At 69.1% G+C, this 13,438-nt stretch carries 12 protein-coding genes; 5 read left to right on the top strand and 7 right to left on the bottom strand.

Annotation, left to right across the window (positions count from 1 at the left end):
- Positions 1 to 44 precede the first annotated feature (44 nt).
- Complete coding sequence (locus EV651_RS15190) at positions 45 to 1,052, top strand: LacI family DNA-binding transcriptional regulator (RefSeq protein WP_133785831.1); 1,008 nt, start codon at positions 45 to 47, stop codon at positions 1,050 to 1,052.
- Here the strand turns inward: EV651_RS15190 and EV651_RS15185 are convergent.
- The 3 genes from EV651_RS15185 to EV651_RS15175 form a co-directional block, all read right to left on the bottom strand.
- Positions 1,024 to 3,129, bottom strand: coding sequence for a molybdopterin-dependent oxidoreductase (locus EV651_RS15185; RefSeq protein ID WP_133785830.1), 2,106 nt, complete (start codon positions 3,127 to 3,129; stop codon positions 1,024 to 1,026). The two genes, EV651_RS15190 and EV651_RS15185, sit on opposite strands and share 29 nt — an antisense overlap.
- Before the next feature lie 66 nt (positions 3,130 to 3,195).
- A complete protein-coding gene (locus EV651_RS15180; RefSeq protein ID WP_133785829.1) occupies positions 3,196 to 3,711 on the bottom strand; it encodes an AAA family ATPase in 516 nt (171 codons plus the stop codon).
- 163 nt (positions 3,712 to 3,874) lie between these two features.
- Positions 3,875 to 4,474: a TetR/AcrR family transcriptional regulator gene (locus tag EV651_RS15175; RefSeq protein WP_133785828.1), complete on the bottom strand. Its 600-nt coding sequence runs from the start codon at positions 4,472 to 4,474 to the stop codon at positions 3,875 to 3,877.
- 79 nt (positions 4,475 to 4,553) lie between these two features.
- On the opposite strand from EV651_RS15175, the gene EV651_RS15170 reads away from it, so the two are divergent.
- The 3 genes from EV651_RS15170 (at position 4,554) to EV651_RS15160 (ending at position 6,492) form a co-directional block, all read left to right on the top strand.
- Positions 4,554 to 5,084: a 2TM domain-containing protein gene (locus tag EV651_RS15170; RefSeq protein ID WP_133785827.1), complete on the top strand. Its 531-nt coding sequence runs from the start codon at positions 4,554 to 4,556 to the stop codon at positions 5,082 to 5,084.
- Between the two features lie 111 nt (positions 5,085 to 5,195).
- Complete coding sequence (locus EV651_RS15165; protein ID WP_133785826.1) at positions 5,196 to 5,837, top strand: Pr6Pr family membrane protein; 642 nt, start codon at positions 5,196 to 5,198, stop codon at positions 5,835 to 5,837.
- Positions 5,838 to 5,841: 4 nt separating this feature from the next.
- The gene (locus tag EV651_RS15160) at positions 5,842 to 6,492 is read left to right on the top strand and encodes a class I SAM-dependent methyltransferase (protein ID WP_133785825.1); all 651 of its coding nucleotides are present in this window, start codon (positions 5,842 to 5,844) and stop codon (positions 6,490 to 6,492) included.
- Between the two features lie 61 nt (positions 6,493 to 6,553).
- Here the strand turns inward: EV651_RS15160 and EV651_RS15155 are convergent, their stop codons facing one another.
- A complete protein-coding gene (locus tag EV651_RS15155) occupies positions 6,554 to 7,180 on the bottom strand; it encodes a transglycosylase family protein (RefSeq protein ID WP_133785824.1) in 627 nt (208 codons plus the stop codon).
- A gap of 396 nt (positions 7,181 to 7,576) precedes the next feature.
- Between EV651_RS15155 and EV651_RS15150 the strand changes: the two genes are divergently transcribed.
- On the top strand, positions 7,577 to 8,212 hold the full coding sequence (locus EV651_RS15150; RefSeq protein ID WP_238156900.1) for a DNA-binding response regulator: 636 nt from the start codon (positions 7,577 to 7,579) through the stop codon (positions 8,210 to 8,212).
- Here EV651_RS15150 and EV651_RS15145 read toward each other — a convergent pair.
- Genes EV651_RS15145 through EV651_RS15135 form a run of 3 tightly spaced genes read right to left on the bottom strand, consistent with a single transcriptional unit; the run spans position 8,191 to position 13,390 of the window.
- A complete protein-coding gene (locus tag EV651_RS15145; RefSeq protein ID WP_133785823.1) occupies positions 8,191 to 9,888 on the bottom strand; it encodes an ABC transporter ATP-binding protein in 1,698 nt (565 codons plus the stop codon). The two genes, EV651_RS15150 and EV651_RS15145, sit on opposite strands and share 22 nt — an antisense overlap.
- Positions 9,885 to 11,537, bottom strand: a complete 1,653-nt coding sequence (locus EV651_RS15140) for an ABC transporter ATP-binding protein (RefSeq protein WP_133785822.1) — start codon at positions 11,535 to 11,537, stop codon at positions 9,885 to 9,887. Before EV651_RS15140 ends, EV651_RS15145 begins: the two co-directional genes overlap by 4 nt.
- Positions 11,534 to 13,390, bottom strand: coding sequence for a prolyl oligopeptidase family serine peptidase (locus EV651_RS15135; protein ID WP_202870338.1), 1,857 nt, complete (start codon positions 13,388 to 13,390; stop codon positions 11,534 to 11,536). The genes EV651_RS15140 and EV651_RS15135 overlap by 4 nt, the downstream gene beginning before the upstream one ends.
- Between the last annotated feature and the right edge of the window lie 48 nt (positions 13,391 to 13,438).

Below are 13,438 nucleotides of genomic sequence, written 5' to 3'. Positions count from 1 at the left end.
GATCGACCGTCAGCGATCCGGCCGCCCGTGAGGAGGGTGTCGTCGTGTCTCGTGTGACCATCAAGGAGATCGCCCGGCGTTGTGGGGTCTCCCAAGGAGCGGTGTCGTACGCGCTCAACAACCAGCCCGGGGTGTCGGAGGCGACCCGGGCGCGCGTGCTGAAGGTCGCCGCCGAGCTGGAGTGGGTGCCGAACCGGGCCGCGCGGCAACTGTCCGCCGCGCGCAGTGAGACGTTCGGGCTGGTGCTCGCCAGGTCCGCCCAGACGCTGATCGAGGAGCCGTACTTCATGGGCTTCGTCGGCGGCGTCGAGTCGGTCCTGTCGGAGAAGTCGTACGCGTTGGCCCTGCAGGTCGTGGCCGACCTGGACGAGGAGATCGCGACGTACAGGAAGTGGACCGCCGAGCGCCGCGTCGACGGCGTGATCGTCGTCGACCTCCGGGTCGCCGATCCCCGCATCCCGGTACTGCGCAAGCTCGGTCTGCCGGCCGTCCTGGTCGGCGATCCCGCGCTCGCGGACGGGATGCCGTGTGTCTGGACCGACGGCACCGCGGCGATGACCGCGGCGCTCGATCATGTGGAGTCGCTCGGGCACCGGGTGATCGCGCGGATCGCCGGTCCGCCCGAGTTCGGCGACGTCTGGATCCGTGACCAGGCGTACGACGTGGCCGCCCGCCGGCTCGGGCTGACGACTTCGGTCCATCACACCGACTACTCGGCGACGCAGGGCGCAGATGCGACCCGCGACGTACTGGCCGCCGTCCCACGGCCCACGGCGATCATCTACGACAACGACCTGATGGCGGTGGCCGGTCTGGCCGTCATCCAGACGCTCGGCCTCCGTATCCCGGACGACATCACGTTGGTCGCCTGGGACGATTCGGCCCTCTGCCGGATCACGCATCCGACCCTCACGGCCCTGAGCCACAACGTGGTCGGCTACGGCGCCGAGGTGACGCACCGGCTGCTGGACGTCCTGGCAGGGGCGCAACCTCAGTCCCACCTGTACTCGACGCCGCTGCTGCTCATTCGGGAGAGTTCTGCCCCGCGGTGACGGTCACGGGGACTCCGTTGACGGCCGCGGTGCCGGACGTGGGGTCGACGCGGCTGCGATCGGTGATGTCGTTGGCGCTCGGCCCCGCGAGCTGATTGGCGATCGTGAGGTGGGTGCCGGGACGGTTGTGGCCGAAGCCGTGGGGCAGGCTGACGACGCCCGGCATGATGTCGTTGCTTGAGGCAACTTCAACCGAGATGGACCCGGCGGCGGAGGTCACGGTCACCACCTGGCCGTCGGCGAGGTCGCGGTCTGCCAGGTCGTGCGGATGCATCAGGAGCTGGTGGCGCGGCTTCCCCTTCACCAGCCGTGCGGAGTTGTGCATCCAGGAGTTGTTGTTGCGCAGGTGCCGGCGGCCGATCAGCAGCAGCTCGTCGACCGCAACGGTGGTCAACGCGTCCAGCCGCGGCAGGTCGTCCAGGATCATCCGCTGCGCGAGATCGATCCGCTTCGACTTCTTGTGCAGAGCCCCGGGAAGCGACGGCTGCAACGGACCCAGGTCGACCCCGCCCGGCGAGCGCCGCAACTTCCCGACGGACAACCGATAGGGCCCGATCCGCAACCCCGCGTCCACGATCCACCGCGGCGACAGTCGCAGTCGTGCCGTCGTCTCGACCCGGCGCCGGCTCCAGGGAGTACGCCGTACCAAGGCAAGCCCGAGATCCCGGAAGATCTCCCAGTCGTGCCGCGCCTCGGCGGGCTTCGGGAGTACGGCGTCGTTCCACCGCGCGGTGTTCCGTACGGCGAGTTGGTGGAACACGAGGTCGTAGTGGTCCCGCTCCAGGGGCGGCGCCGGCGGCAGGATCACGTCGGCGTGCCGCGTCGTCTCGTTGATGTACGGATCCACCGCGACCATGAAGTCCAGGGACCCGAGCGCCTCGTCCAGCCGCCGCCCGTCCGGTGTCGACAGCACCGGGTTCCCGGCGACGGTCACCATCGCGCGGATCTGGCCCTCGCCCGGCGTGAGGATCTCCTCCGCCATCGTCGACACCGGCAGCTCACCACCGAACTCCGGCAACCCGCGCACCCGGCTCTTCCAGACGCCGATGTGCCCGCGTCCGAGCCCGAGCAACGTGTTCACCGCCGGCCGGGGAAACATCGTTCCACCGGCCCGGTCGAGGTTCCCGGTGATGATGTTCAGCACCTGGATCGCCCACTGGCAGATCGCGCCGAACTCCTGCGTCGACACCCCGACCCGCCCGTAACAGGCTGCCCGGTCGGCCGCCGCGAACTCCCGCGCGATCCGCCGGATCACGTCCGCCGGAATCCCGGTGATTCCCGCCGCCCGCTCCGGAGTCCACGGCTCGACCGCTGCCTCCACGGCCTCGAAGCCGTCGACGTACGCCGCCGGCCGCGCGGAGCCCTGCGTGACCACCTCGTGGATCAGCGCGAGCAGAAACGCCGCATCCGTCCCCGGACGGACGAAATGGTGCTCGTCGGAAACCGCTGCAGTCTCGGTCCGGCGGGGATCGATGACGACCAGCTTTCCGCCGCGTTTCCGCAACTCCTTCAAACGTTTTCCGAACCCGGGCGCGGTCATCATGCTGCCGTTCGACGCCAACGGATTCGCCCCGAGCATCAGCAGGTACGACGTCCGGTCGATGTCCGGCACCGCGACCATCAACTGGTGCCCGTACAGCAGGTACGACGCCAGCATGTGCGGCAACTGATCGATCGACGTCGCGCTGAACCGGTTCCGGGTCCGCAACTGCCGGACCATCGTCGGCAGGTGGGTGAGCGCGCCGAGACTGTGCACGTTCGGGTTTCCCAGGTACACCCCGACCGCGTTCCGCCCGTGCTCGCGCTGGATCCCGGTGAGCTTGTCGACGACGAGCTCGTACGCCGCCTCCCATCCGATCTCCTGCCAGCCGTCAGGAGTACGTCGTACCGGCGTGGTCAGTCGGTCGGGGTCCTCCTGGAGATCGCGCAGTGCGACTGCCTTCGGGCAGATGTGACCGCGCGACAGCGGGTCGGACTCGTCGCCGCGGATGTCGACGACGTGGGCGTCCTCGACGGTCACCAGGACACCGCAGATCGCTTCACAGAGATTGCAGGACGTCCGCCGTACGGTGGTCATCCACTCAAACTACCCTCGGGTAGCCGACGGGTCACCCGGTCGCCGCGCGGCACGTTGGTGACGGCGTCAGTCGAAGCGTGCCTCGTCGAGACGTCCGAGGATCGCGTCGACGGTCTCGCCGACCGACAGGTCGGAGTTGTCCAGCCACAACCCGCGTCGCGGACTGAACGCGTGCAGCTCGTAGTCGAGCTCGTCGACCAGATGATGCGCGCCGCCGCCGAGCCGGGTCGAGATGATCTCCGGGCGCGGCGTCAGTACGACGAGGTACCGCGGCCGGGTCTGGATGCCGTCCAGGAATTCGCGCAGCAGTTCGCCGATCACCACGTCCTGCAGAACCACTGTGAAGCCGGCGTTCGCGTACTCGTCGGCGGACTTGCAGGCCAGCCGGTAGCGCAGCTGCAATTGGCGTTGTGCCTCGAGCACGTCGTCGGCCATCGAGGCCTGACCGCTGACGATCATCCGCCGGAAAACGTCCCCCCGAAGATGCACGCCGTACTGGAATCTCTCGGCGAGCATTTGGGACACCGACGACTTCCCCGCCGCCATGATTCCACTGACGACGATCACCCCCTCGGACTCCATGCGGTGATCGTGCCATGTGCCGCGACGTTTTAGTCCGGTCTCGGCGATTCTTCTCCCAAAACCCAGGTTTGTAAGGGGTTACTGAGGGGGTGTCTGATGGTTCCACGCCTACTGCGCCGCACCGAGCACCTCCTCGCGACGGCGTGGAACCATCAGACACCCCCTAGGCGATCAGCGTCTCGAGATGATGCCGCAGGATCTGCCGGATCCGGGTTGCCGTGCTGCGTTCGGGCTGGATCGCGGCGTGCAGGGCGAGGCCGTCGATCAGGGCATGCAGGCGTTCGGCCTCGCGGCGTAGATCGAGACCGTCCTCGAGAGCGCCGTCGTCGGCGAGCGAGTTCAGCAGCGACTCGCACAACCGGCGCAGTCCGTCGTGCACGGTGTCGACGTGTTCGTGCAGGCTGCCGGCGCCGGTCTCGGCCTGGGCCTGGGCCATGAACGCCATCCAGACGTCGAACTCCGCACGCCGCTCGGCGTCCAGCGGCAGCGCCTCCTCGAGGTACCGCAACGCGATCGCGATCGCGCTGCCCTTCGGCTCGATCGCGCTGACCCGCTCCGTCACCCGGCGCGACACCAGGTCCATCGCGAAACTGAGCAGCCCGTCCTGGTCCGGGAAGTAGTAGCGCACCGCGCCCGCGGACCAGCCCGCCTCGGCGGCGATCGTGCGCACCGACGCCGCGCGGATCCCGTCCCGGCGGACCACCCGCCACAGCGCCTCGGCGATCTCCTCGCGACGGACGGCGTGGTCGACGATCTTCGGCATGGCGTCCTTTTTAGCACAACTGTGTTAGTCTCGTTTTACAACACAGTCGTACTGAAAACTTTCTCGGAAGGGGAACGCTGTGCTGATCGCTGTGATCGCCGCGTGCGAGATCGGATTCTGGGTCCTGCTCGCCGCCGGCCTGGTGACGCGCTACCTGCTGCGGCGGCCGAAGGCGGGCCTCGTCCTGCTGGCCGGCGTACCGCTAGTCGACGTCGTGCTGCTGGTCGCGAGCGTCCTGGACATCCACCGGGGATCGGAGCCCGCGTTCAAGCACTCGCTGGCCGCGATCTTCATCGGCGTCAGCGTCGGGTTCGGGCACCAGACGCTGAAGTGGGCGGACCAGTGGGCTGCGCACTTCCTGGGCGGCGCGCCGCGTCCGGTCAAGCCGCCGAAGAAGGGCCCGGAGCGTGCCCGCCGCGAACGCGCCGGCTGGTTCCGGCACCTGCTCGCGTACGTCGTCGGCGTTGGCATCATGATCGGCCTCGGCCTGCTCTCCGGTCGCGGGTACGACGCGGTGCTCGCCCCGGCCGGCACCTGGACGCTCGTGCTGGCGATCGACGCCGTCGTCTCGTTCAGCTACTCGTTCGAGCGCGCCGAGAGGCCAGTCTGATCGACTTTGTGCATGGGATCCGCGCCTGCGGCGTCCCGTCGTACGGACGTCGTGCACAAAGTCGACGGTGTGATCCGGGTATGAGGCGACGTGGCGTCGTACATTGCGTTCATGACGATGACGGGGCGTATCTGGACCTGGCTGACGGTTGCGGTGGTCCTGGCGGGGATCGCGATCCAGTCGCCGCTGTCGGCGCAGAACGAGGAGGGATTCTTCTCGACCGCGCCTGAACGCTTCTTCAACGTGTTCGCGTACTTCACGATCCAGTCGAACCTGCTGCTGGGCGGTACCGCGCTCGTGCTCGCGCTGTGGCCCGATCGCCCGCACGGTCCGGTGTTCAATACGCTGCGCCTGAACGGCGTGCTGTGTATCGCGGTGACAGGGATCGTCTACCACGCGGTCTTGGCCGGGCTGGACGACCTGAGCGGGTGGGCGTGGGTGACGAACTTCCTTTTGCACACCGTGGCCCCAGTTCTCGGCGTACTCGGCTGGCTGCTGTTCGGGCCGCGTGGTCTCACCGACTGGGGGATCGTCGGCTGGTCGATCGTGTACCCGGTGCTGTGGCTGGTGTTCACGCTGGTCCGCGGCGCGTTCGTCGGTTTCTACCCGTACCCGTTCGTGAACGTCGACGAGCACGGGTACGGAAAGGTGCTACTGAACTGTCTGCTGGTGGCGGTACTGTTCCTGGCTCTGGCGGCGGGGGCGACCACCCTCGACGGCAGGTTGCGCCGGAAGACCACCGTCGAAAGGTAGACCCGTGCTGGTGACCTCGCGCTCGTACGCCGAGTACGAAGCGATGTTCGACCTGAAGGAACTCCCCGACTCCGTCCTCGACTGCTGCGCGGGTGGCGCCGGCTTCACCGCCGAGGCCGCGGCCCGTGGCGTGGACGCGATCGCCGCCGATCCGGCGTACGAGCTGGACCATCCCGAACTCGTCGACAGCGTCCGGCGCAGCCTGCCGGCGACGTCGGGGATCATCGGCGAGCACGAGGGGAGTTTCGTGTGGAACTGGTACGGATCGCCGGAGCGGAAGGACCAGTTACGGATCGAGGCGGCCGACCGGTTCCTGCAGGATGTCGCGGCCGCGCCGGAGCGGTACGTCGCCGCGGGACTGCCGGATCTGCCGTTCGGCGATCGGCGGTTCGAGTTGGTGCTGTGCTCGCACCTGCTGTTCACGTGGGCCGACAAGTACGACCGGGACTGGCACGCGGCCGCGCTGCGTGAGCTGATCCGGGTCAGTAATGCCGAGGTGCGGATCTTCCCGCTGGTGCTGCAAGGGGCCGGCGAGTCGATCCCGTGGCTGCCGGACCTGCTGGACTCGCTCGAGGGCGTGACCTGCGAGATCCGCAAGGTGCCCTACGAGTTCCAGGTAGGCGCCGACCAGATGCTGGTCATCACTCGCACCTGATCCATTGGCAAGCCGGGCAGGTGGTGGGAGCGGTCTGCCACCGGCCCGCCCGGCTGCCGGGTCAGCGGAGGTACTTGCCGCAGACGGGCCAGGGCGAGGCGCCGCGCTGCGCGTAGAGCTTCTTCGCGCGCATCAGCTGCTCGGCCGCGGAGGCCTTCGCCGGGTTGCCGGAACCGCCGACGCTGCGCCAGGTCCGCAGGTCGAACTGGAACAGCCCGTAGTAGCCGGCCGGGTTCACAGCGCGCGGGTTGCCGCTGGACTCGCAGTTCGCGACCTTGGCCCAGGCGCCGCTCAGGTCGGCCTTGCCGCTCCTCGTCGCCGGGCGGTCCTCGGAACGGTTGGGCCGGGCCTTGCGCTCGGACTTCTCGGACTTCGAGGTCTTCTCGGCCTTCTTGGTGACCGTCTTCGGCGCGGCGGCGGCCTTCTTCACGCCGTCCAGCGTCAGGGTCTGACCGATCAGGATGAGGTTGGGGTCCTTCAGGTGGTTGATCCGGGCCAGTTCGTGCCAGTCGGTGCCGTTGGCCTGGGCGATCTCGGACAGGGTGTCGCCGGACTTGACCTGGTAGTCGGTCGCGAACGCCGCACCGGCGCCGGCTGCGGTGATGCCGGCTCCCAGACCGGCGATGGAGAGGGTGCGAGCCACCCGGCGGGTACTTCGCCGGGTGCGGGCATGTCGGGCCTTGGACATCTGAAAAGCGCTCCTTGTGAGGTTGGGCATGGTGGAACGCACCATGCCCCCCGTGCAGGGGAGAGGGGCACTCGGACAGGTCACAGGACGGCGTCCGAACGGTCACGCCCCGGTAACGGCGTGACTTGAGTCATCCTGTGGGACGCTGCGCGGAAACGCAACCCCAGATTCCGATCTGCCCCGAACTTTTTCCAGGGCCTGACATTCCGAAACCCCAACAACAGAACGGTTTCCGACCCCGGCGCGCCGATCGGCGATGGGCGGAACCGATCGGTTTACCACCGCCTGGAAACCGATGTCCGGGGCCGTTCGGCGGCGTTGTCCCGTGTCGTCCGGACGGTTCGCTCGTTATCGAGACACGGGTGCCGCGGTCCGGCGATCGGGGCGTGGCGGCCGGTGGATGAGGCGACGGATGTGATGGGGGCGGAAGCGGTGATCCGAGTGGCTCTCGGCCATCGCGGCACGTTGGTGCGTGGTGCACTGGCCGCGGTGCTGGCAAGAGAGAACGACCTGGACGTGGTGGCCGAGCTGGACCGCTCGGAGGACGTCCTCCAGGTGGCCGGGCGGCGTCCGGACGTGTTCCTGCTCGACCCGCAGCTGCCCGGCCGGATCCGGATCGAGGAGCTCTGCAGCAAACTCGCCGGGCGCGGCGTGCTGGTGCTGATCGACCACGAGGCGATCGCGGCGACCAGCCTGGCGCTGGTGAAGCAGGCGCCGCGGATCGGGTTGATCGCGACCGACGCGACCACCGACCTCCTCGTGCAGGCGGTGCGCGATGTTGCGAAGGGGCTGCCCGTGGTCGACGTACGACTGGCTGTGGCGGCGTTGAAGGCCGGTGACAACCCGCTGACCGATCGCGAATGCGAGGTGCTGCGGCACGTCACCACCGGCGCGACCGCGCAGGAGGTCGCCCGCACGCTCAGCCTCAGCGCGGGCACCGTGCGGAACTACCTGTCCCGGATCCTCGCCAAGACCGGATCCCGGAGCCGGATCGAGGCGATCCGGAAGGCTCAGGACGCCGGCTGGATCTGAGCGGCTGTCCGGGGTGCGGGTGTCCAGCTGCCGTGCAGGTCGCGGTACATGCGGGACGTGCGCATCAGGGCGGCGTGGGTCCCGAGCGCGGCCTGGTTGCCGTCCAGGACCAGGATGCGACGGGCGCGCAGGGCGGAACTGATGCGGTGCGCGATCACGATGAGCGTTCCGTGACGCTTCGCGAACGCCTCCTCGGCCTGCCGCTCGGCCTCGGGGTCGAGGAAACAGGTCGCCTCGTCGAGCACTACGAGCGGTGCGGGTGACAGATAGGCGCGCACCAGCGCGAGCAGTTGCTTCTCGCCGGTGGAGAGCTCGTTCGGCCGGACGGTGGCGTGCAGGCCGCCGATGCGTTCGACGAGTTGCTCTGCGCCGATAGCCTTCGCGGCGAGTTCGAGCTGGTGATCTGTTGCGTCAGGCAACAAGTAGGCGAGGTTGTCGCGAACGGTGCCGCTGAAGACGTAGGCCTCCTGCGGGATCAGTACGCGGGTCTCGGCGAGTCGATGCGGAGTCACCTCGGCAGGCTGGGCGCCACCGACCAGCACCTGACCGCCCGTCGGCGTGAGCATGCCGCAGACGAGGCCGGCCAGCGTCGACTTGCCGATGCCGCTGGGGCCGACGACGGCGAGGTGTTCACCTTCGGGGATCGTCAGCTCGAGTTGGTCGAGCACCGGCTCGGCCTTGGGTCCGTACGCGAACGTGAGCGCACGCAGGCGGACCTCGTAGCCGTTCAGCTCCTCGACCGGTCGCGGATCCTCGGCCGGTGTCGAGGCGTCGAGGATCCGGCCGAGCGTGATCACGTACCGCAGGCCGCTGTCGCCCAGAGCGTTCATCACCGTGTTCAGCGCCGGTTGCAAGCCGATCAGGACGTAGGTGAGCCCGCCGAGCAACGTGCCCGTGCTGACTCCACGCCCCACCAGCCACGGCCCGGCCGCGAGCAGGATCAGCAACGGAAGCCAACCGCCGACCGCGAAGCACAACGTCCGGAGCGCCGACACTTTTGCCAGCGCGCGCTCCGCCGCCGCGTGGGCCTCGATCGGCCGGCCGGCCAACCACTCGGCGTGCTCCTCGGTCCCGGCGGCCGAGATGTCGCGTACTCCGCCGAACACCATCCCGGCCGACGCGGCGAGCTCCTCGTCCGCGGTCAGCGAGGCGCGCACCCGGTCCGCTGCCATCCCGAGCACCGCGAGCGACAGCACGAATCCCAGCAAGAACGGCGGTACGACGAATGCGGCGACGAGCGGAGCGAGTGACAACAACCCGGTCAGTACGCCGAACAGCGTGACCGCGAAACTGCGCAGCACGAGGACCAGCCCCGCGAACGTGTCACGGACGATCTCCACCTGCCTGTTGAGTCGCGCGACCGCCCCGTCGTCGCCGGAGCGGAGCGCGCCGCCGACAACCCGCCGTACCAGATCGTCTCGCAACGGCTCGACAAGCTCACCGAGCCGCCCGTACACCTGCCGCGCTCCGGCCGCTCCCAAACAAGCCGTTGCGACCAGCCCGCCCAGCCAGGCGATTCCTTGCCACGCATGCCCGTCGAGAAAGCTGTCCGTCGCCCGCGCCACCGCGATCCCGTAGACCGTCGTCGGCAGGATCTCCGGAACCGACCACCCGATCAACCTGACCGTGGCTCGCTTCCGCAGCGCAGCAGCGCCGTACGACAGCTCTCGTCTCATCCGAAGACAGCTCTGTACGACCCGTTGTGCCAGAGGTCGGCGTGTGGGGCGATGGCTTGGACCTGGCCGTGGTCGAGCCAGATGACCAGGTCCGCGCGCGCGGCGGTGGCGGGGCGGTGGGTGACGATCAGCCGGGTGCGGTGGTGCCGGTCCTCGGTGAGGGTGCGGCTGATCTGGCGTTCGGTCGCGGTGTCCAGGCTCGACGTCGCGTCGTCGAGGACCAGCAGGCGACCGGCCGACCAGGCGCGGGCCAGGCCGAGGCGTTGCCGTTCGCCGCCCGACATCGGTGCCTTGCGCAACGAAGTGAAGTACCCGTCGGGCAGGCGGCTGACGAAGTCGTGGGCGTGGGTGGCGCGGGCGGCGGCGAGCGTACGGACCGGGCTGACCGCGTGCGGGTCGATCGCCTCGCCGACGGTCCGGCCGACCAACTGCGGGCGCTCGAACGCACACCCGACCGCGCTGCGCAGCGCGCGCCGGCTGACGGCCTGCAGCGGTACGCCGTCCAGCGAGACCTGTCCGGTCGACGGGTCCCGCAGCCGCGCCGCGACCGCCGCGAAGACCGACTTGCCGGCGCCGCTCGGGCCGACGACAGCGATCGTGATCCCACCCGGGAGATCGAGATTCACGTTGTCCAGCAGGACGTTCCCGTCGGCGACCACGCTGACGCCGTCGAACGTCAGCTGTCCGGGACCGGCCGGCAGTGCCAAGGTGCCGTGGGCGACCGGCTCGATCGCGATCACCTCAGCGGACCGCTGGACGCCGGCCTTGGCCCGGGCAAGTTCGCCGAGCACGCCGGTCAGGTTGCCGAGGCCTGCGCCGAGCACGGCGTACTGCGAGGCAGCGAACAGCTCGCCCGCGGTGATGTTGCCGGCCACGAGCTGCAGCCCGCCGACGGCCAGGACGGCGACGAGGACGAGCGGGCCGACGACCGCGGCCTGCGCGCCCGAGCGAGCCAGGATCCGCCAGGTGACGACGCCGTTGCGGTGCAGTTCGGGGAGCAGGCCGAGGATGCGGCGCTCCTCGCGTTCCGTCGTACCGGCGGCTGTGATGGTGCGGATGCCGGTGAGCGACTCGGACAGGAGGGCGGCTATGCGGCCCTGGGTCTCCTGGTAGGCGAGGCTGACGTCGGCAGTCCGCTTGGCGAAGGTCCAGAGGACGAGGACCACGAGCAGGACGCCACCGAAGAACGCGGCGGCCAGCCAGGGGTCGATCACTGCCAGCAGGACGAGGCTGCCGAGCGGGGGCGCGATGGCGGCGATCGCGGTCACCGCGGCCGGTCCGGCCTGGGCGGCGTCGGTGGCGTTGGCGGAGACGCGGGTGACGAGGTCGCCGGTCTCGAAGTCGCGCGTACCGCCGGGGCCGCCGCGGACGACGTGCCGGACCAGCCGATGGCGGAGCCAGGCCGTGGTCTCGGCGACACAGGCCGCCCCGGCGAACGCGTCGACGATGCTCGCGGCGATCCCGAGCCCGATCAGCGCTGCCGCGACAATCAGCCAGCGCGTATACCCGGTGCCGGCCACGATCGAGTCGACCGAACGACCGAGGATGGTCGGAAGTGCCAGCGTGACGGCGCTGCCGATGAGCGCGTTGACCCCGATCACCGGCAACCACCCCCGACCGTGCTTCGCTACCTCTCCGAAGCTGATCATCGACCCAGGCCGGTCTCGTTGGCGATGAAGGCGAGGATGTCGGCGGCGAGGTTGATGCCGCCGGTGGTATGTCCGGCGTTCGGCTCGAACCTCAGCAGCACCGGCCGGCTGCTTGCCGTCGCGTGCTGCAGCGCCGCGCACAGCTTCCTCGCGTGCAGCGGATCGACGCGGGTGTCGTTCCCGAAGGCCGTCAGCAGCACGGCCGGGTACTTCACACCCTCGGCGACACGGTGGTACGGCGAGTAGCTCGCCAGGCTCTTGAAGTCGTCGGGGTTCTCGACCGAGCCGTACTCCGCGGTCCAGCGCTCGCCGAGACCCGACAACTCGTAGCGGATCATGTCGGTCAGCGGTGCCGAGCAGACCGCGGCGGCGAACAGCTCCGGGCGTTGGGTGAGTGCGGCTGCGGTGAGGAGGCCACCGTTCGACTCACCGCAGATGGCGAGTTGGTCGGCAGTTGTCCAGCCTTCGGCGATCAGATGCTCGGCGGCGGCGATGAAGTCGTCGATGGTGTCCTGCTTGTTGTGGCGGGTGTTCGATGCACCGTCGCCACGGAGGGTCGCGGTGACGAACGAGCCGCCTGCTTCGACCCAGGCCAGCGCGAAGGCCGAGTACGTCGGGGTGAGCGCCTGCCCGAACCCGCCGTACCCGTAGAGAATCGTGGGACGCAGTCCTGGTTTGCCGATGACCCGCAACTCGACGCTGGAGTTGGTCGTCAGCCGATGCGTCTCGGCGTCGTGTCCACCGCCTTCCGCCCTACCCCAGTCCGTTGTGTTGTGGGTGCTCGCGTTGTAGCAGTAGACCCTCGGCGGCGTGACGCTGTCTGTGTAGCTGAACCAAGCGCGGCTCCCGTGCGCCGTCAAAGAACCAACCGATCCTGCACCGGGCAGCTCGACCCTGCCTTGCCCTTCGCCCGTCAAACGATCGTGGACGGTGATCTCGGTTGCTGTGCTGACCAGGACAACGTCGTCGAGGACGGCGAGACCGGTCAGCGGTGCGTCCGGTTGGATGTAGTCGTGCCAGGTCGTTGGCTCGGTCGGGTCGCCGACGCAGATCCGGCCGGTGGGCGCGTCCTGCGTGGTGACGACGTACAGACGACCGTCCGGACCGACCGACATGATTGTGGTCGCCTCCAGCGGGATGTGCCGCGGTGGCGCGTCCGTTATCAGGTCGGCGAGCCACACGTCGGTCGTCGTACAGATTGTCAGCCAGCGGCCGTCCGCGCTGATCTCCAGCCCGTACGACGCCTCGCCGGCGAGGATCGTGGCGTCGTCGGGGTCGCCCAGGTGGTGGCGGCGTACCTGACGGAAGCGCACGTAGTAGAAGGTCTCGTTGTCCGGGAGCCAGGCCACGGGGGAGTAGCGGCAGCCGTCGATCGGGCCGTCGATCAGCTCGCCCGTCAGTACGTCGAGGACGTGGAGCGAGGAGCGTTCGTCGCCGCCGCGGGAGAGTTGGTATGCCAGCTTGGTGCCGTCCGGGGAGGGCTGCCAGGCGTCGAGCGTGGTCAGGCCGCCCGGGTCGAGTTGCTTCGGGTCGATGAGCGGCGTCTCGTCGGCGTACAGCACGGCGTACTGCTGCCCGGTCTCGCGGCGCAGCGTGAAGCAGCAGCCACCGCGCCAGACGGGCGTGGACACGCTGCTGGCGTCGGACAGCTGCCGGACGCGGTTCTTCCAGCGGAACCGGCTGGTCAGCGACGCGGCGTACGTCAGCCACAGGTCGTCCTGGTCCCGCAGCCAGTGCTCGGACGCCGAAGCATCCTCGAGCCAGCGGTACGGGTCCGCGACGGTACAACCGTGCACCTGCTCCACGAGCGTCAGACGCTCGGCGCATGGATAAGCCTGCACGGAGTCGATCACCTCACTCTCCTCGTCCACCAACACAACGAGCCCGCGGGCTCGGGGCTA

The organism is Kribbella sp. VKM Ac-2571, assembly GCF_004362255.1.
GTDB classification, from domain to species: Bacteria; Actinomycetota; Actinomycetes; order Propionibacteriales; family Kribbellaceae; genus Kribbella; species Kribbella pratensis.
Note: the sequence above shows the minus strand (reverse complement) of the source record. Positions and strands in the feature narration are given on the sequence as shown.